This window comes from Priestia sp. D3YE.R1, assembly GCF_049199565.1.
In the GTDB taxonomy this organism is placed as follows: Bacteria; Bacillota; Bacilli; order Bacillales; family Bacillaceae_H; genus Priestia; species Priestia aryabhattai.
The window spans coordinates 2268293-2286950 of sequence record NZ_JBLTHW010000001.1 but is presented as its reverse complement, the minus strand read 5'-3'; the positions used below and the strand labels follow the sequence as shown (position 1 = coordinate 2286950).

Below are 18658 nucleotides of genomic sequence, written 5' to 3'. Positions count from 1 at the left end.
GCACAAGGGTTTCTTTTTTGTACCAATAACATATAGGGAGGAAAATAAGATGAAGACATTTTTTATCACAAATCGCTATTCGTTTCTTGAAACGCAAGTAAATGAATACATGCAATCGCTACTGGTAAAAACGCCTGAACAAGTTATTTTATATTTCGAAAGACAAATTCGAAAGTATAAAGTGTATTTACAGAAAAAACATCATTACCCAGAGTGTATGGTTCAATCTATCCACCGTTTGATTGAAGAATATTCATTAAGTATCATTAAAGTAAAAAAATATATTAGCTATCAAAACAAGCTGATGAATAAACAGCTATTAGAGCCGCAGTAAAACGAATCATTTTTTATGGTTCGTTTTACTGCGGCTCTGCCGCTTTATTGCTCATATTTTACTAGTAGATGCAGCACAGCGGGACGTTCTTCGAGATTTTTGTATGAGTGCGTGTGACTTCCTTCAAATTTGACCGAATCAAATTGGTTTAACTCGTATACCTCTTCTTCAATTTTTATTTCAACTCTTCCTTCCATTACCGTTGCTACTTCAATTAATCCTTTGTGATGCGGTTCAGGACGGTATGTAGCGAGAGGCGCAAGAAAGGCTCGGTACATTTCAATCGTCGAATCCATTTGGTTTTGAAACATAAATTCGATTTTCCACGCTTCATCTGGTCCTTTGAGAGAAAATCCTTCTCCGCACTTAGATAGGGATACTGAAGGCTCCACTGATACTAATTTGGTTAAAGGAATATTTAAACCTGTGGTTATTTTCCACATCACCCCTAAAGTAGGGTTGGTCTCTCCTCTTTCAATTTTCCCTAACGTGAGTTTGCTGACTCCTGTCTTTTCAGCTAGTTCATCCAGTGTCAAATGATTTTGTACCCTGATTTTTCGTAATTCACTGCCTACTTTTTTAATCATCTCTTCCGTATGCATTTCTTCCTTCCTTTCTGATATATATTATGATAAACTTTTTTGAGTAATTAACATATTATAATATATTTAATAAGGAGGGTAAACAATGAAAGCAATAATATGGGGACTATTATCTTCCATGTTCTTTTCCGCTACGTTTATCGTTAACCGAGCAATGAATGTATCTGGAACGAGTTGGGCATGGACTGCATCCCTCCGTTTTTTATTCGCTATTCCTATTTTACTCATTTTAGTACTGCTGCAAAAGAAATTTATGCCTCTGTGGAAGGAAATGAAAAAACATCCGTGGTCTTGGCTGGGCTGGGGTACACTTGCAGGAGTAGGTTTTTATTCTCTCTTAAGTTTTTCCTCGCTTTTCGGACCATCATGGCTGGTGGCGGGAACGTGGCAAGTGACCATTCTAGCAGGAGCTCTACTTTCTCCGTTGTTTTTTATAAAAGTTCAAACTGCAGAAGGATATAAAAAAGTGAGAGGAAAAATCCCGCTAAAAACGCTTAGCGTTTCAGCGTTTATTTTAGTAGGCGTGATTCTTATGCAGGTAAAAGAAGCAGAAAATATTACGGCTATGCAGTTTATATTAGGATTTCTGCCTGTTGTTGTCGCTGCTTTTTTATACCCGCTTGGAAACCGTAAAATGATGGAAATATGCAGCGGGAAGCTTGATACGTTCCAACGTGTTTTAGGAATGACGTTAGGAAGCATTCCGTTAAGTATTATTTACGCTATATACGGCTTCTTTACTACAGGTATCCCGAGTGGGCCACAATTTTCTCAAGCCTTTATCTTAGCAATGAGTTCAGGTGTAATTGCTACGATGACGTTCTTTTACGCAACAGACTTGGCAAAAGAAAATTTAGGTTTGCTTGGAGCGGTTGAAGCAACTCAATCAGGCAGCATGATTTTTACCGTGCTTGGCGAAGTGTTTTTATTAAATGGACGTATGCCAACAGGGATTGCGTTAGCTGGTATGACGATAATCGTAATTGGAATGATTATGAACAGTATGCTAAACAAAAAAACAAAACTGTCTTCGGCCGCCCCGGCACGTACTCTATCAAAATAAAAAAGAGGAGATGAAAATCTGTTTAAAGGTTTTCATCTCCTCTTTTTAATATTCAAGATGATTGTTCCAATAGCGACTCCAAAGCACAGGGAATCGCATCTGTAAACCATCCTCATCATCTTCATCCCAATCAAGATCCAAATCTTGCTCATCGTACCAAACTGGATCAAACTGGTCATATTTATCATAATAATAGTCGTTATCTAAACCTGTCTTTTCTTCGTAAGCTTCACACGCTACAGAAAGTAATTCTTCTAATTGAGGAGCATAGCCTTCTGCTTCCAGTGGTTTAAGCGCAGCAATCATCGTCTCAGGAGATTCAATTGCTTTATAATATATGTCTTTTCCTTGATATAAAAGCCAAGCTCTAAAATAATCAAAACAATCATCTGAACAACCACCCATTACAATATACGCTGCTGCCCACAATGAAGAAGTATAGGATCGATCAAAATGCTGATTTAATAGCTGATCAAAGCGGAAAATGTCCTTTTCAGAACGCTTTGCTAGCGTGGAGCGAAGCCATTCCATTTGCTCATCGACATCTAATTTTGTCTTCGCCTTTTTTATCAGTTCCCAAAAGAGTGCCTCTGACATCGTGCTGTCTTTCATTACTTGCATCGAACAAGTTAAAGGCTTATATCCTTTCTTCAATTTTGCACGAATCAGCTTTTCAGCTTCCGCTTCACAAGCTTCTGCGGAAACAAACTCTTTCACTTGCATGCGGCCAGCTGTATCAACTTTGCCAAAGTGAATGACTAACTTGCTGTCTCTTCTTTCAACTTTCCAAAATTTATTCGATTGCTCATCTTTATACACTAAGGTTATTTGCATGATACATTCCCCTTTTTCATCCCACTACTATTGTGAATAGTTCTCTTTTTACAAGTTATGTAGAGCCACGACGCTTCATAATCCCTTTTCTTTGCTTTTTTAACATGTTTCAGTTGATTTTAACTCTTTTTAAAGTTTATTAAAAGCTGAAGGGCTATTTTTGATCATACTCCGCTTAGCATTTAATTTTAATGCTATGATGCAGTTCAAACAGCGAGAAATTAAACATGATTTACGAAATATTTCAGTTGTTTATTTTTGTTGCATTTACAACATTTCGTTTTTCCTTTATACTTTTTTATATCAGATATCTTTATTATACAAAAAAGAAGCATAAATTCGCAGTAAAGGAAGGGTTTTCGATGAAAATTAAGCATGTTACAACAAAAGAGCAGCTTGAAGACGTATTTCATATACGTAAAACAGTGTTTGTTGAAGAACAAGGAGTGCCGTTAGAAGATGAATTTGATGAGCATGAAGAAACGGCAAAACATATGTTGATTTATTATAACAACGAACCAGCTGCTTCTGGAAGATTCCGCATAGTAGACGGTTTCGCTAAAATAGAGCGGGTATGTGTATTAAAAGAATTTAGAAAATATGGACTTGGAAAAGAAGTGGTGACCAGCTTAGAAGAAGCAGCGAAAAAAGAAGGCTTAACTCAATCTAAGCTTCACGGTCAAGTTCAGGCTGAACCTTTTTATCATAAATTAGGGTATAAGACTGCTTCTGATGTCTTTATGGAAGACGGTATTCCACACGTTATTATGAAAAAAGAGTTTACGTGTTAAAAACTCTTTTGCACAGTTGCTCTAGTAAAGAAAAAGGCTCTCCGCAGAGAGCCTTTTTTGTACTATTAGATTTTCATAATTCCGCCTGTGCTAGCAGAAGTTACAAGTTTAGAATATCTTGCAAGATAGCCTTTTTTCACTTTTGGCTCAAAGCCTTTCCAGTTTGCTTTTCGTTCTTCCCAAACATCTGGAGAAACTTGAACATTCATTGAACGATCTTCAATGTCAATCACGATGTGGTCGCCATCCTCTACAAATGCCAGTGGCCCGCCTTCAGCAGCTTCTGGAGATGCGTGGCCAATTGATAATCCACGTGAAGCGCCAGAGAAGCGTCCGTCTGTTAATAGTGCTACTTTTGCGCCTAGTCCCATTCCCATAATTTGAGAAGTTGGAGCTAACATTTCAGGCATTCCCGGTCCGCCTTTTGGTCCTTCATAACGAATGACTACGACGTGTCCTTCTTTTACTTTTCCGTTAGCAATACCGTGCAGCGCCTCGTCTTGAGACTCAAATACAATTGCTGGTCCTTCGTGGCGAGTAATGCCATCTTGAACACCGCCTGTTTTAATGATCGCGCCGTCTGGAGCTAAGTTACCAAACAATACAGCAAGTCCGCCTTTTTCTGTGAAAGGCTTATCGATTGAATGAATAACGTTATAATCTTTTACATCGCATCCTGCAATGTTTTCGCCTAGCGTTTTTCCAGTAACCGTCATCGTATCTAAATGAAGAGCTCCTTCTTTTTTAGATAGCTCGTTTAGAGCAGCCGATACGCCTCCTGCTTCATGTAAGTCTTCAATAAATACATCCGAAGCCGGAGCGAGTTTTGCCAAGTGAGGCACACGTTCCGCTACTTCATTGATACGCTCTAACGGATAATCAATTTCAGCTTCATTCGCAAGAGCTAGCGTATGAAGAACTGTATTTGTAGAACCACCTAACGCCATATCTAAAGCAAATGCGTTGTCGATTGCTTTTTCTGTTACGATATCACGTGGTTTTAAATCTAATTTAATTAATTCCATAAGCTGTTTAGCTGATTTTTTAACAAATTCTCTACGTTCAGGAGCAACTGCTAAGATTGTACCATTTCCAGGTAAAGCAAGTCCTAAAGCTTCAGCTAAGCAATTCATTGAGTTCGCTGTAAACATTCCTGAACAAGATCCGCATGTCGGACAGCCGAATTGTTCTAATTCAAGCAATCCTTTATCATCAAGTTTACCCGCTTGATGAGCTCCTACGCCTTCAAATACTGAAGAAAGAGAAATCTTACGACCGTCGCTCGTTACGCCAGCCTTCATTGGTCCGCCGCTAACAAAAACTGTCGGAATATTCAGACGTAATGAAGCCATTAACATCCCAGGCGTGATTTTATCACAGTTTGGAATACATACCATTCCGTCAAACCAGTGAGCAGATACTACCGTTTCAACTGAGTCAGCAATGATTTCACGACTTGGTAATGAATAACGCATACCGATATGTCCCATCGCAATACCGTCATCTACCCCGATAGTGTTCATTTCAAAAGGTACGCCACCAGCTTCGCGAATCGCATCTTTTACGATTTTACCAAACTCCTGTAAGTGAACATGACCTGGTACAATATCAATATATGAATTGACAACCGCAATAAACGGTTTGCCGAAATCCTCTTCTTTTACACCAGCTGCGCGCAGTAGGCTGCGGTGCGGTGCTCTGTCGAATCCTTTTTTGATCATGTTACTTCTTAATTCTGCCACAATAATTCCCTCCGTATTCATCTAACCTATTAAAAACTAATTAAAAAATAAATCTTTTTAAATTGTTTAATAATTTTTAATATAAATACTAATTTAACAAATCACACAAAGGTTTGTAAAGGTTTATGACAAAATAATCATTTTTTATTTTAAAATAGTAAAATCACCTGCATAAATTAGTATAATATATACATATATCCCTTATTTTACAGAAAAACAGAAGGTGGATGCTGAGCATGAAACAATCCTTTTATTACAGAGGTCATCAAGAAAAAGAAATATTTGCACAAAAATGGGAAGTTGAAAACCATTCTGCAAAAGGTGTTGTCCAAATAGCCCATGGAATGGCCGAACATATTGGACGCTACGAATACTTTGCTAATGTATTAACTCAACATGGCTACATCGTATATGGAAATGATCACCGCGGCCACGGTCAAACAGCTTTGAAAGATGAAGAAAAGCGTTTTTTTGCTGAAGAAAATGGTTTTGACACCGTAGTTTATGACATGATTGCTTTGACTAAGCACATTTCAACGGAACACCCTCGCCTACCAATCTTTCTTTTCGGTCACAGCATGGGGTCTTTTCTGACGAGAAGATATATTCAATTGGATACAGAGCACATTCATGGTGCGATGCTCTCAGGTACTGGCAGCATTCCTTCCCTTTCACTGCGGGGAGGCATATTAGCTGCGAAAATGGAGAAAAAAAGAAAAGGATTACGATCTGCTAGTCCATTGCTTGATAAACTTTCTTTTGGACAGTACAACAAATTCTTTCATCCTGCTCGAACGCCTTTTGATTGGTTAAGTCAAGATAATGAGGCTGTAGATTTATATGTAAATGACCCTTATTGCGGAGGAGTTTTCACCACAGGTTTTTTCTATGACTTACTAACAGGAATCAAACAAATCTCTAACTTAGCTAATATAAAGCTAGTTCCATTAAACCTGCCTATTTATTTGATATCTGGAGAACAAGATCCAGTAGGCAGCTATACAAAAGGTGTACTCAAAGTATATAACGACTTTAAAAAAGCAGGATTGCAGGATATAAGCTACCGCTTTTTTAAAGAGTGCCGTCATGAGTTGCTGAATGAATTAAATAAAGATGAAGTGATAGAAGATATACTAAATTGGCTTAACGTGCAAATAGACAAAAAAACGGTTCGTGTGTAGACACGAACCGTTTTTTTATTAAGCAAATACAGATGTTAATACAGGTACTACTTGTTTCTTACGTGATACAACACCTTCTAAGACAGCTGTATTGTTTTCAAGCGTTACGTTGTATGCTTCTTCTACTTTTGAAGCAGCAGAACCTAATGCTAATGCAGTAGAGTTGCTGTTTAAAATATCTGTAACAACTAAAAGGAATAATTGTAATCCTTTTTCTTCGATTGTTTTAGTAATAGCTTCTTCTAGTTCCACTTTGCGTACTAAAACGTCATTTACGTCAATTGCATTCACTTGTGCGATTTCTACTTTGCTTGTACCCATGCTGAATTCTTTAGCATCTAATGAAATTAATTGTGAAGCTGTTTTATCGCCTAAGTCAGCTCCAGCTTTCAGCATTGCTAATCCGTACTCTTCTGCATCTACGCCTGCAATTTCCGCTAATTCTTTAGCAGCTGCAACGTCTTGGTCTGTGCAAGTTGGTGATTTGAATAATAAAGAATCAGAAATGATAGCTGATAGCATAAGACCTGCGATGTTAGGTTCGATTTCTACGCCGTTTTCTTTATACATCTTGTTTAAGATTGTTGCCGTACATCCAACTGGCTCTGCACGATAGTATAAAGGATCTGCTGTTTCAAAGTTAGCAATACGGTGATGATCAATTACTTCAAGTACACGAACTTGATCAATATCGTTTGCACTTTGTTGGCGTTCGTTGTGGTCCACTAAAATAACTTCATTTGTTTCTTTAGATACTTCATCAACGAAACGTGGTAGTTCAGCGTTGAACTTTTCAAGAGCAAATTGCGTTTCACCGTTAATATCGCCTAATCGAACTGGTTCAGCGTCTACACCTAATTTATTCTTTAAATCAGCGTATGCAATTGCAGAACAGATTGTATCTGTGTCAGGATTTTTATGTCCAAAAATTAACGTCTTTGCCATCTTAAATCTCTCTCCTTCTTACGTATGTAAATAGCATTCTTGCGTAAATTTAGTTAATTCGTTCACGCAACATTGCCATTTTAACATAAACTTTTACATTATTTTAATTTTTTTGCGAAAAATGATGTTCATCCGCAGATATTTTGCCATTTTGTATCTTTTTCATAGTAAAAACACCTCTATTTCCGATATAAATAGAGGGTTTTGTACGTTCATTATATAAAAGTTAGCGATAAAACACAACCCGTCTCTTCATCACTAGATAGATAACTTAAACGGAGTATCTCGCCAATTTTGATGAAAAAAAGTAAGGAAAAAATGACTATTATTAAAGAGAAAATGTATTATTTTGTCTTTATTTATATAAAATAACCAACCAAAAAAGCCCCCTTGTTAAAGGGTGCTTTTTTGGTTATCGTCGCAGTGTAAAGTTGAAATGTTCATTTACTTTAGCTCCTAGCTCTTCAAGAAACTGCTGAGCAGTCATTTCCTCTACGCTTTGGGTATACCAAGCAAGCTGAGATTTTTTATGAACATTGTTGTAATATACATCTCTTGACCAATATGTTTTTGATCGGTATGTATAATTAAAGTGAATGAATAGTTCACTCCCGTCTGGACACTGCAACAACACGCGGTAATGTGGATTACGACGATTTTTATCTAAACTCATTTCTTTAATCTGCGCTAACATTATTCACCTCTAAAGCCATTACTTAATCATTTAAAGGTAAATGCCACACCACGCTATATCCTAGCTCTGCCATCAACTAGAAAATCATATATTTTCTAAAATTCTACACGATATAGGACAAAAGAGGAAGAGATAATTTATTGGTGGACGTGTAAAGTTTCATATAAATCTTTTAGCTGCTCAGGGTATTGAGACCTTACGTAATAACCTGTAGGACGGTGCTCGATTAAATGAGAAGCAAATAAGTAGCCGATGAGCACGTGCATTTGTTCATCTGAGGTTTCTTGGTTTAATTCTCTTTCGAGTCGTTCAGCTAAGTGTGAAGCCAGCTGTTTAATTTTTTCATCATGTGATAAAAAAAGCATTTTGTTCTCCCCCTTATAACGAATAAGTAATGCTGTGAATTTCAATAAAGACAACGTATTGCTTTTATAAGGATAATTATATTTTATTTTACAATAAAAGTATATAAATAGTTCTAAATATTCAAAATATAGTTTGTTTCTTTTGAACTACTCGACAATCAACAAAAAAAGAAGCGGGAGCTGTCCCGCTTCTTTTACGTAAAAAGATATTCGATTACCGAAATTTACTCTACTTCCACTGCCCAGCCGAATGGATCTTCCACTGTACCATTTTGAATACCTGTTAGAGTGTCATACAGTTTTTGTGATACTTCTCCTGTGTTTCCACCGTTGATGACCATTTTCTCGTTATTCCAAAATAGCTCGCCAATCGGAGAAATAACTGCAGCTGTACCTGTTCCAAATGCCTCTTCTAGTTTGCCTTCCGAATAAGCTTGCTTAATTTCTTCCATAGAAATACGGCGCTCAGTTACAGGCATATCCCAGTGTTTTAGCAGCTCAATGATGGATTTACGCGTAATTCCTTCTAAAATGCTTCCGTTCACAGATGGCGTTACTACTTCTCCATCAATTTTGAAGAAAATATTCATGCTTCCTACTTCTTCAATGTACTTGCGTTCAACTCCGTCTAACCACAGTACTTGTGAATAGCCTTTTGAGTCAGAAAGCTGCTGAGCTTTTAAGCTTGAAGCATAGTTTCCGCCTGTTTTAGCAGTCCCTGTCCCTCCGGCTACAGCACGAACAAATTCGCTTTCAACCGCAATTTTTACAGGAGCAATCCCTTCTTTATAATATGAGCCAACTGGGGATAGAATAATGATAAATTGGTAGCGGTCAGATGGCGCTACTCCTAAGTAAGGCTCTGTCGCGATGACAAATGGACGAATGTATAGTGATGTACCTTCAGCAGTAGGAATCCATTCGCGGTCAATTTTAATCAGCTGTTTTAACGCTTCTAATGCTAAGTCTTCGTCAACATGAGGAATACAAAGACGATCGTTTGATTTATTTAAACGTTTGAAATTCTCATCTGGTCTAAATAATAATACTTGCTCTTTTTTTGTTACATATGCTTTTAGTCCTTCAAAAACAGACTGCCCGTAATGAAAGATCATGGATGCCGGATCTAATGTGATAGGTTGATAAGGTACAATACGAGCATCGTGCCATCCTTGGCCTTCTGTATAATCCATAATGAACATATGGTCCGTGAAGATTTTCCCGAATTGCAATTGATCAGATTGCGGCTTTTCTTTTTTTGTTTGACTTAGTGTTACATCGATTGAATAAGTTGTCATAGTTGTTTCTCCTTGCTCTTTATATTTACGGGTTTTTCGCTTAAACCTCTATATAAGTTACATTGTACAACTTTAGGGAAGCGTGTCACAATAGTTAGAGACGAAAAATTCTAAAAATTTTATAAAAATTATAAAGAAATAGCACCTAATCGAATTAAGTGCTGAATTGAAAAGGTTTTCTTTCTAAAAAAACTATTTCTACATTTTATTTACAACCATTTATAAACCAATTTTCACTCGAAGCTTTTCATCTTGTATTGAAAATTGTTTGATTTTTCCTACTGGAATGACTTTCACTTTATCAATTTCATTGAGGTTGATATGAATTTGTTTTTCTTCATACGTAGTAACAGGCGGCTTGTGAAAAATTCGATAGTTGATCCAATTTTGATTAAGAGGTTTCATTTCATGGATTTTGAATACAAGCGTACGTTCTTTGGCTTCAAGAGGTTCTAGCACAATAGAAAATGGAATTCTCACCAGAAATTTTTTAATAATTCCATTCACGTGAATATAGGAGTCTTGAAATGAAATAGAGAATTGCTGAATTTGATCTTGCTTTGTCATTTGCTTTTGAAAAATTCGCATGAGCATAGAAGCGGATATAGGAACGGTTACACCGCTTTCAGCCATCTTTTCTTTCATTTTTGCCTGCACATCATCACTAATCACATCGTTTAGCTTTCTCTGTACCCAATCCTTCATGATGCACCTCCGCTATGAAGTTATTTTTCTGTTTCCTCTAACGCACGAATCGAAGCTGTTAAGTGATTTGACACGTCGGCGAGCCGATCTTTTGTCAGTTTTCCTTCAGCAAGGTAGATAGGCTTTCCAAAGGAAATGACAATGGGATCCTTTGAAAATAGCTCTTTTACATTTGCGGGTCCTTTGTAAACTGCGGGTACAATAGGAACCTTTGCCATACTTGCTATAGTGACTGCTCCTCTTTTCAAAGGAACGTCTTCCTCTGTTCGCGTGCCGCTAGGGAAAACCCCTACTATATGTCCTTGTTTTGCCAATTTAATAGGTGTTTTAATGCTGCTGGGTCCTGGATTGTTACGATCTACTGGGAATGCGTTAAGTTTTTTTAATACATTACTAGTAAGTATATGATTAAATAGCTCCTTTTTTGCCATAAAATGAATTTGGTGAGGCAAAACTGCGGTACCAAGCGCTACGACGTCTACCCATCCTTTATGCGAACAAGCGATCACAAAGCCTGTATCCATTGGCAGATACTCTCTGTTCTTTACGTGAAGCTTCCCTCTCCTTTTCAATAAAAATTTACATGTGTAAGCCGCGACATTATACATAAATGTTTCCTCTTCTCTCTATTAGTTGAAAATATATACAAAAATTATATCACTTGATATTAAGAGTTGGTACTAAAAAAGGGAATGTAACATCTTTTTACACGGCAGCTTACCTACTTCTCTATATATTGTAAAAAAGGAGATATTGAAATCTCTGTTTTTGGTCAACTTGACTAATGACATCCCTTAAAAAACATTTTACTATTAATGTATCATCCTGAATGTAATATTTATTAACATTACATGTGATATAATTAAAGGAGGTTTTTAGGTGAATAACCAAAATCGACCGTTTCGACTAGCTTCATTGGGATTACAGCACGTACTCGCTATGTATGCGGGTGCCATTCTCGTTCCGCTGATGGTAGGACGCGCATTAAATTTAAATGCACATGACTTAGCCTATCTCGTAGCCATTGATTTACTGACCTGCGGACTAGCTACGCTGCTGCAGGCTTGGACGAACAGGTGGTTTGGGATTGGTCTTCCTGTTGTACTTGGAAGTTCATTTGTAGCGGTGACTCCTATGATTGCGATTGGAACTCAATATGGAATTAGCGCTGTTTACGGAGCGATTATTGCCGGTGGTATTTTCATCGTACTGGCAGCAAGTTTTTTAGGCAAAATTATTAAATTTTTTCCTCCAGTTGTCACAGGAACGGTTGTGACGATGATTGGTTTATCACTTGTACCATCCGCTGTCCGAAATATGGCAGGAGGAGTAGGAAGTAAAGATTTTGGTTCTCTTTCTAATCTTCTTCTATCTTTTGGTGTTCTAGCGCTTATTTTAATTTTAAATCGATTTTTCAGCGGTTTCCTTCGTTCTCTTTCTGTGTTGATTGGAATTGTAGCCGGAACAATAGCCGCTGTATTAATGGGAAAAGTTAATTTCACTAACTTTAATGAAGCTTCTTGGCTGCACATTCCCACTCCTTTTTATTTTGGGATGCCCACTTTTGAAATTGGACCGATTTTAACGATGATTCTCGTATGCTTGGTCATTATTATTGAGTCTACAGGCGTATTTTTAGCGTTAGGAAAACTGTGTGATCGGGAATTAACTGAAAAAGATTTTACAAAAGGCTACCGTGCCGAAGGAATCGCCATTGTTCTTGGAGGGCTATTTAATGCTTTTCCTTACAATACATTCGCTCAGAATGTAGGACTGGTTCAATTATCGAAAGTAAAAACAAAAAATGTAGTGGTAGTAGCCGGCTTTATTCTCGTATTATTGGGACTTGTTCCTAAAATAGCTGCTTTTACAACCATTATTCCTACTCCTGTTTTAGGAGGAGCAATGGTCGTGTTGTTTGGTTTAGTTATTTCATCAGGCATCAAAATGCTAAGCGCTGTTGATTTGGCTAAACAAGAAAATTTGCTGATTATTGCGTGCTCTCTTTCACTGGGTCTTGGTGTAACGGTGGTACCCGATTTATTCGCCCAGCTCCCAAATGCTTTGCGTGTGATTGTAAGCGATGGAGTTATTACTGGAAGTTTAGCTGCCATTTTATTAAATCTCTTTTTTAACGCATCGGTTGAACGAAAAGTACCTTCTGTCTCTTTAGAGAAGACAGATTATTCAGAAGTAAAGTAAAGGTGGTTTATTTAGTATGAATAATGTATCCGTGCAGTATGTAAATCAGCTTAGCAAGCAGCATTTTGTCTCATTAGTTGGTGATATATTTGAACATTCACCTTGGGTTGCAGAAGAGGCTTATTCTAAGCGCCCTTTCTCGTCCGTTGAACAACTTCACGGAAAGATGAAAGAAATTGTAGCGCAAGCATCTGTAGAAAAACAGCTTAAGTTGCTGCAGGCTCATCCAAATCTAGGTGAAAATATCGCTATGACATCTGCTTCTACTGAAGAACAAACCAAAGCAGGCTTACAAAACTTAACACAAGATGAGTATGAACAGTTTTCTTCTCTTAATGGAACGTATATGGAGAAGTTTCCTTTTCCTTTTATTTTGGCAGTACGAGGTAAACAAAAAGAAGATATCTATGAGGCAATGCAAAGTCGCTTACAAAATACCAAACAAATGGAGTTTGATACAGCGTTAGAAGAAGTATATAAAATCGCTTTCTTTCGCTTAACTGATAAAATTACTGAAGATAAGGAGACAAAGAAACGAGCATGACTAAAATTACGACGCATATTTTAGACCTCACTCACGGATGTCCGGCTGCTTTTGTCAAAGTTGATTTCTATCACATTCAGTCAGAAAGTAAACGAATAAAACTTTCGCATGGTACTACAAATGAAGACGGGCGATTAGTAACTTCGCTTTTCTCTTCTGAAGCGTTTGAATCAGGAGATTATGAACTTCTGTTTCATATTGGGGAGTATTATAAAAAACAAGAAGTCCAAACAACAAATCCCCCCTTTTTAAATCAAGTTTCTGTTCGAGTCGGATTGTCTTCTGAACAAGAACACTATCACGTTCCTTTGCTTGTGTCACCGTGGGGATACCAAGTTTATAGAGGAAGCTAAAAAAAGAAACGGCGTCTTTAAACGTCGTTTCTTTTTTAGTTGAGCAATTTAGACATATAGTACTCATCAATAAACAAACCGCCAATTCGCAGTGAATGTTTTTTTGTCCCTTCAATTTCGAATCCTACTTTGTCATATAAAGAAAGAGCCTTTTCATGCTGTATAGCGACTGTGAGCTCAAGACGATGAATATGGTGTTCTCTTGCCCATTCTTCAAGTGCACTGATTAAAGCCGTCCCAATCCCTTGGTTTTGAAACGTCTTTCGAATACCTAATGTCAAAGAAGCGATGTGAGCGTTTCGGTTAGCTTCACCCCCTGTTGCAGCTATATATCCCACAAGCATCTCGTTTTCTTCTGCTACAATAATCGTAGAGTTTAGCTGTTGCTTAAAGATTTCGATGTTTTTCTCCTGCTGATCTGTGCTCAGTTTTCGCTCTCCACTTTCAAACAGCATAAACTTACTTTCTTCTTCAATTTGTTTAAGCAAATCTACAAAGTTTGCAGCATCATGTAATTCTAGTTCTCTAATTTGCATGCTGATCCCCCTTTTTCTGTGTCCCTTTTGTTTATATATGTATTGGTTCACCTTTATAAAATATAGCTTTACAGTTTCTTACGAAAAATACGACTTTTTAAGTAGCGGCAGTAGAACGAAAAACCTACTAATCTCCCTTTTTTTGAAATGCTTTTTTCCTCTGTATAATTTTAAATCACTTATCAACTTCTGTAAATTTTTTAGATTCCCTCTTTTAATTTCCATTTCCCTTCCTTTTCTATAGGTTTGAATTGGATCTAAGGAGATATTTTATAGCAAATACATGACTATTATCCTGTTTTTTGTGAAGAAAGCAAGCAATAAATGTAATTTTATTTGTAATCGTTTAGAATAGAAAAAGTGGAAATTTTATGTACCTATCCTCCTTAATTATTGGTCTGTGAAAGGAAATTATTATGAAAGTACAATCCGCAAAATGTGGTGTATATGTCTTAAGCGGTCTAGGAGCTGTTATTGTATTCTTCTTACTTTTACTTAAGAACAGTGCTTTTTTTCTAGAGGAAGAATACGATCAAAACAAACCTGAAGCTGCGCTTGCGGTCAACGAACATACTTATCACCTTCATAAAGGTTCTATTAACTGGTCAAACGGCCGTTCAACAACAAAAAAAGAAATAAATGTATATGATTTATATACATACATATCGCAGCAAAAAAGTATCCCATTGAAGCAGCAACAATCAGTTAAGCTCAATTTTTCGAACTTAGACGGTGCTTATATTCGTAGTGTGAGTGTGCATATATGGAGAGATAACGGTGAAAAAACCAAGCTGTTTGTCAAAAATAATGAATTTAAGGTTCCTAAAAATCAAGGTTTGTACGTTGTTGATATTGCGATTAACTCTACAAGAGGAACCATGCAATATGCGGCAAATGTGCAAATACAGTAAATTTGGTTGCAGTAAATAAAAGGGACAGAAATGATAAAAGAGATCAAAAAAAAGAGAGCATATTGCTCTCTTTTTTTATAACATGAAAAAGACGTCCACGCAGGACGTCTTTGATGCGTTTGTGGCGGGGACCGTGTGACCACATTCACACGTTTAGCTCGAAAGCATGTCCTTCGACTTACACAAATTAGCTCATCGCTTTATTAATATAACATCCGTCACAGAAAAAAGCAATCAATTTTTAAATAGTTTTTTCTATTTATACATATTTCGCGAGAATCCACAAAATAATATGCATGGGTAGCCTATTCACTCTCTGCATTTTTAGTCTATTTTAACTCATGTACGAATACACTAATAGACCAACCTATGCGCAGTTTTTGAAAAAGGATGTGAATAGCTTGTTTCAAATCACTGATTTCCCTGAATTTTCATGGTCGTACTCCAGACATAAAATGATCACACAGTGCAACCGAAAGTATGCATATCATTATTATGTCTCACACAACGGTTGGCTTGACAGCGCTTCTGCACAGTCTCAAAGCGCTTATCGTTTAAAAAAGGTTTCTACTTTATCTATGTACGCAGGACAAGCCGTCCGTCAAGTAATTACAGAGGCCATTTCTGACTATACATCTACACAGCTTGTCCCGAGTGAACAAAACTTAGTCGAGAAAGTGCAGCAGCTACTAAATAACGCACTGCGTGATTCTACTGACTATGGAGAGCTTTGGTATCATAAACCTGCTCAGTATAAGATGCTTTTAGAATTCTACGAAAATGGCTATATTTCTAAAAAAGATCTTAAAGACATGCAAAAGCGGGTACACATTTGTGTACATAACTTTTTACAAAGTAAATCTTTTTGCGACGTGTTGTCTTCACCTTCTTTAGAAGTAGAGTCTCATCAGTCGTTTCGTTCTATAAATGTGTATGATCATAAAGTATATGCGCCTTTTCATTCTCTTTTTAAAAATCCTATCACAGACGAATTTACGATTGTTGATTGGAAAACAAGTAAACAAACAAAAGATGATTTGTTTCAACTCGCGATATACGCCCTCTACGTGCTAGCTGAATATAATATTTCCGTTGATCGAATAAAAGTCCGAAACGAATACTTGCTTTCAGGCAGTGCGCGTACGTATCAACTTACTCTTCACGAAATTGAAGCTGTTCTTCGGCAAGTTGATACAAGCATTGACTATATGAAAACTTTTTTGGAACACTCAGAGGTAAATCAGCCTCTTCCGCTTGAGCATTTCCCTCAAGCAGATACGCCTTCCTCCTGTCACGGCTGCGCATTTAAAGAGTTGTGCCAAACGGGATAAAAAACAACTGAAGATGTTTTATATTTTTTGCTAAACTTTTTTATTGTCAAAAGAACCTTTGCTAGCATATAATTTGCATTAAGGAAACATTTTATACTTCATATAAAAAAATTAGCTCGGGCTATTTATTGTTCATCAAAGAAAGGAGCACTAGACATGAAAGATCAAAACGGCAGTAAAGCATTATCAGCTATGCAGCTAAGTGCTCAAGACGTATTGTCGGGTAAAACAAAAGGAATTAAGCGATTATTGCCTTTCTTAGGGCCTGCTTTTATCGCAGCGGTTGCTTATATTGACCCAGGTAATTTTGCTACTAATATTGCAGCGGGCTCTCAATACGGATACATGCTGCTTTGGGTTGTATTGATTTCTAACTTAATGGCTGTCTTAATTCAATCGTTATCAGCTAAATTAGGGATTGCAACGGGCTTGAATTTACCCGAGATAGCACAGGAATACTTCCCGTCCTTCGTTTCTTTTGGGCTTTGGATCCAAGGAGAATTGGTCATTATGGCAACGGATTTAGCAGAATTTATTGGGGCTGCTCTTGGAATTTATTTATTATTTCATATTCCTTTGTTCCCAGCGGCACTGATCGCAGCGGTAGGTTCTTTTGCTATTTTAGAGTTACAAAGACGAGGTGTTCGACTGCTAGAAGCAGCGATTGCGGCCATGGTTTTTATTGTGGTATTAGCTTTTGGGACTCAAATGTTTCTTGCGCATCCAGACGGCGCAAGTGTTGTCCACGGCTTATTTGTCCCTCAATTTCATGGAACGGACAGCGTGCTGTTAGCTTCTGGAATTTTAGGTGCTACAGTTATGCCACACGCGATTTATTTGCACTCAGCTCTTACGCAGCGCCGCGTGGTAGGAGCTACAGAATCGGAGAAAAAAGCGATTTTCCGCTTTGAATTTATTGATATTGTTATTGCCATGATTATTGCTGGTGCAATTAATGCAAGCATGCTGATTGTCGCAGCCGCTCTATTCTTTAAAAACGGACTAAACGTGCAAGATTTGGACGTGGCTTTTACACAATTTGAACATTTAATTGGTCCCTTTGCAGCTATTGCGTTCGGTGTTGGATTATTATCTTCAGGACTTTCAAGCTCTTCGGTCGGAACGATGTCTGGAGATGTCATCATGCAAGGATTTATTAAACGTAGAATTCCTTTATATCTTCGCCGTTTCATTACCATTATTCCGCCGCTTTTGATTATCGGACTTGGCGTAAATCCAACAAGTGCACTAGTTGTCAGTCAAGTTATTTTATCGTTCGGAATTGCCTTTGCGCTCGTTCCTCTTATCATGTTCACAAGTAATCAAAAAATCATGGGCGGGTTGGTTAATCATAAAGCAACAACTACTGTAGCTTGGGTGATAGCTGCATTGGTCATTTGTTTAAATATCTTTTTGATTTATCAAACGATAGCATAGCAAACTAAACAACTTACCCAATTAGTGTTTTTGGAAGAAGAAAGAAGCAAAAAAAGAGACCCGGATTGTTAGACTATATCTAACTTTTGAGGTCTCTTTTTTATTATTCTTTTGTTAAACGATAGTAGAAATGAAATAGATAAGAGTTCCAATAATAGCCGACAGCACTAAGCAACCCAGTGGATATAAATAAGAGTAGCTTTCTTTACGGATTGAAAGAATACGGTCAACAATAAAAATAAGAATGACGCCCATCATTCCAAATTCAAACATTAAAAATCCAAAAATAGCATGAAATATGAATGACATGATAAAATCAATTTTTTTACTGCGTTCTTTAACAAAAGCACTGACTAATAAATCAACGATAACCGTGCCTAACGTCCCCATTATTAAAAAGAAGGGTGTAAAAAATAAAAGGTATAAAGGAAATAAATTAATGAAATGCGGACTGGTTTTTTTAATAGAAAAATTAGGAATTGACTCTTTTATACCTGGCATAAAACAAAAAAGTAAAGTAAAAAGAAACGCAGCTATAATAGCGGCTGATAGCTTTCTATTTAAATGCATGTTTATTTTTTTATTACTAAATTCAGTAGTTGTTTTTGTATGTTTATTGTTCATATGTCTTTAACGTGATGCACGCACCTTTTCCTTTCTCATAACTTTTTATTTATATTCTATGTCTATCTTTTGTTACCAGCAGTTACAATGATACACGTTCTTTTTGAACTTGACTACACTAACGCGCTTTATGTCTATTCTCTTTTTCTTTTTATGTCTATCGTCT

21 protein-coding genes are annotated in these 18658 nt (G+C 37.1%); 10 read left to right on the top strand and 11 right to left on the bottom strand.

Annotation, left to right across the window (positions count from 1 at the left end; translation table 11 throughout):
* Nucleotides 1-49: 49 nt before the first annotated feature.
* Nucleotides 50-334, top strand: coding sequence for a hypothetical protein (locus tag ACOZIR_RS12175; RefSeq protein WP_028408390.1), 285 nt, complete (start codon nucleotides 50-52; stop codon nucleotides 332-334).
* Between the two features lie 44 nt (nucleotides 335-378).
* On the opposite strand, the gene ACOZIR_RS12170 is transcribed toward ACOZIR_RS12175, so the two are convergent.
* The gene (locus tag ACOZIR_RS12170) at nucleotides 379-936 is read right to left on the bottom strand and encodes a helix-turn-helix domain-containing protein (RefSeq protein WP_045294477.1); all 558 of its coding nucleotides are present in this window, start codon (nucleotides 934-936) and stop codon (nucleotides 379-381) included.
* An 85-nt stretch (nucleotides 937-1021) separates the two neighbouring features.
* Here ACOZIR_RS12170 and ACOZIR_RS12165 point away from each other — a divergent pair, with 85 nt between their 5' ends.
* The gene (locus ACOZIR_RS12165; RefSeq protein WP_045294479.1) at nucleotides 1022-1999 is read left to right on the top strand and encodes a multidrug resistance efflux transporter family protein; all 978 of its coding nucleotides are present in this window, start codon (nucleotides 1022-1024) and stop codon (nucleotides 1997-1999) included.
* Between the two features lie 45 nt (nucleotides 2000-2044).
* Here the strand turns inward: ACOZIR_RS12165 and ACOZIR_RS12160 are convergent, their stop codons facing one another.
* Complete coding sequence (locus ACOZIR_RS12160) at nucleotides 2045-2833, bottom strand: DUF4240 domain-containing protein (RefSeq protein WP_045294480.1); 789 nt, start codon at nucleotides 2831-2833, stop codon at nucleotides 2045-2047.
* 362 nt (nucleotides 2834-3195) lie between these two features.
* Here ACOZIR_RS12160 and ACOZIR_RS12155 point away from each other — a divergent pair, with 362 nt between their 5' ends.
* Nucleotides 3196-3624: a GNAT family N-acetyltransferase gene (locus ACOZIR_RS12155; RefSeq protein ID WP_045294481.1), complete on the top strand. Its 429-nt coding sequence runs from the start codon at nucleotides 3196-3198 to the stop codon at nucleotides 3622-3624.
* Nucleotides 3625-3689: 65 nt separating this feature from the next.
* On the opposite strand, the gene ilvD is transcribed toward ACOZIR_RS12155, so the two are convergent.
* Nucleotides 3690-5366: a dihydroxy-acid dehydratase gene (gene ilvD, locus ACOZIR_RS12150; protein WP_045294483.1), complete on the bottom strand. Its 1677-nt coding sequence runs from the start codon at nucleotides 5364-5366 to the stop codon at nucleotides 3690-3692.
* Nucleotides 5367-5602: 236 nt separating this feature from the next.
* Here ilvD and ACOZIR_RS12145 point away from each other — a divergent pair, with 236 nt between their 5' ends.
* Entirely contained in the window at nucleotides 5603-6547 is a 945-nt protein-coding gene (locus ACOZIR_RS12145; RefSeq protein ID WP_310878651.1) for an alpha/beta hydrolase, read from the top strand.
* A gap of 18 nt (nucleotides 6548-6565) precedes the next feature.
* Here ACOZIR_RS12145 and ACOZIR_RS12140 read toward each other — a convergent pair whose 3' ends face one another.
* From ACOZIR_RS12140 to ACOZIR_RS12115, 6 genes are all read right to left on the bottom strand, one after another.
* The gene (locus tag ACOZIR_RS12140; protein ID WP_013057209.1) at nucleotides 6566-7492 is read right to left on the bottom strand and encodes a manganese-dependent inorganic pyrophosphatase; all 927 of its coding nucleotides are present in this window, start codon (nucleotides 7490-7492) and stop codon (nucleotides 6566-6568) included.
* A gap of 412 nt (nucleotides 7493-7904) precedes the next feature.
* Nucleotides 7905-8186 carry a hypothetical protein gene (locus tag ACOZIR_RS12135; protein WP_028408383.1) on the bottom strand — a complete coding sequence of 94 codons (282 nt, stop codon included), beginning with the start codon at nucleotides 8184-8186 and terminating at the stop codon, nucleotides 7905-7907.
* 137 nt (nucleotides 8187-8323) lie between these two features.
* Nucleotides 8324-8551, bottom strand: coding sequence for a hypothetical protein (locus ACOZIR_RS12130; RefSeq protein WP_014459922.1), 228 nt, complete (start codon nucleotides 8549-8551; stop codon nucleotides 8324-8326).
* Between the two features lie 224 nt (nucleotides 8552-8775).
* Nucleotides 8776-9849, bottom strand: coding sequence for a branched-chain amino acid aminotransferase (locus ACOZIR_RS12125; RefSeq protein ID WP_028413189.1), 1074 nt, complete (start codon nucleotides 9847-9849; stop codon nucleotides 8776-8778).
* Nucleotides 9850-10068: 219 nt separating this feature from the next.
* Nucleotides 10069-10554 (bottom strand): hypothetical protein, encoded by a 486-nt coding sequence (locus tag ACOZIR_RS12120; protein ID WP_028413188.1) that lies wholly within the window; start codon nucleotides 10552-10554, stop codon nucleotides 10069-10071.
* A 20-nt stretch (nucleotides 10555-10574) separates the two neighbouring features.
* Nucleotides 10575-11162, bottom strand: coding sequence for a lysophospholipid acyltransferase family protein (locus tag ACOZIR_RS12115; protein ID WP_045294487.1), 588 nt, complete (start codon nucleotides 11160-11162; stop codon nucleotides 10575-10577).
* Nucleotides 11163-11433: 271 nt separating this feature from the next.
* On the opposite strand from ACOZIR_RS12115, the gene ACOZIR_RS12110 reads away from it, so the two are divergent.
* From ACOZIR_RS12110 to uraH, 3 genes are read left to right on the top strand one after another with little or no spacing between them, the layout of a single operon-like run.
* Nucleotides 11434-12756 carry a nucleobase:cation symporter-2 family protein gene (locus ACOZIR_RS12110; protein ID WP_028413186.1) on the top strand — a complete coding sequence of 441 codons (1323 nt, stop codon included), beginning with the start codon at nucleotides 11434-11436 and terminating at the stop codon, nucleotides 12754-12756.
* Nucleotides 12757-12772: 16 nt separating this feature from the next.
* Entirely contained in the window at nucleotides 12773-13300 is a 528-nt protein-coding gene (gene uraD / locus ACOZIR_RS12105; protein WP_045294490.1) for a 2-oxo-4-hydroxy-4-carboxy-5-ureidoimidazoline decarboxylase, read from the top strand.
* A complete protein-coding gene (gene uraH / locus ACOZIR_RS12100) occupies nucleotides 13297-13653 on the top strand; it encodes a hydroxyisourate hydrolase (protein WP_045294492.1) in 357 nt (118 codons plus the stop codon). The genes uraD and uraH overlap by 4 nt, the downstream gene beginning before the upstream one ends.
* Before the next feature lie 35 nt (nucleotides 13654-13688).
* Here the strand turns inward: uraH and ACOZIR_RS12095 are convergent, their stop codons facing one another.
* Nucleotides 13689-14189, bottom strand: coding sequence for a GNAT family N-acetyltransferase (locus ACOZIR_RS12095; protein WP_045294494.1), 501 nt, complete (start codon nucleotides 14187-14189; stop codon nucleotides 13689-13691).
* A gap of 416 nt (nucleotides 14190-14605) precedes the next feature.
* On the opposite strand from ACOZIR_RS12095, the gene ACOZIR_RS12090 reads away from it, so the two are divergent.
* The 3 genes from ACOZIR_RS12090 to ACOZIR_RS12080 all read left to right on the top strand — a co-directional run bounded on the left by ACOZIR_RS12090 (nucleotide 14606) and on the right by ACOZIR_RS12080 (nucleotide 17868).
* Nucleotides 14606-15100: a hypothetical protein gene (locus tag ACOZIR_RS12090; RefSeq protein ID WP_045294495.1), complete on the top strand. Its 495-nt coding sequence runs from the start codon at nucleotides 14606-14608 to the stop codon at nucleotides 15098-15100.
* A 401-nt stretch (nucleotides 15101-15501) separates the two neighbouring features.
* Nucleotides 15502-16431 carry a PD-(D/E)XK nuclease family protein gene (locus tag ACOZIR_RS12085; RefSeq protein ID WP_045294497.1) on the top strand — a complete coding sequence of 310 codons (930 nt, stop codon included), beginning with the start codon at nucleotides 15502-15504 and terminating at the stop codon, nucleotides 16429-16431.
* A 156-nt stretch (nucleotides 16432-16587) separates the two neighbouring features.
* Entirely contained in the window at nucleotides 16588-17868 is a 1281-nt protein-coding gene (locus ACOZIR_RS12080) for an Nramp family divalent metal transporter (RefSeq protein WP_328121450.1), read from the top strand.
* A 114-nt stretch (nucleotides 17869-17982) separates the two neighbouring features.
* Here the strand turns inward: ACOZIR_RS12080 and ACOZIR_RS12075 are convergent, their stop codons facing one another.
* Entirely contained in the window at nucleotides 17983-18492 is a 510-nt protein-coding gene (locus ACOZIR_RS12075; protein WP_045294499.1) for a hypothetical protein, read from the bottom strand.
* Nucleotides 18493-18658 lie beyond the last annotated feature (166 nt).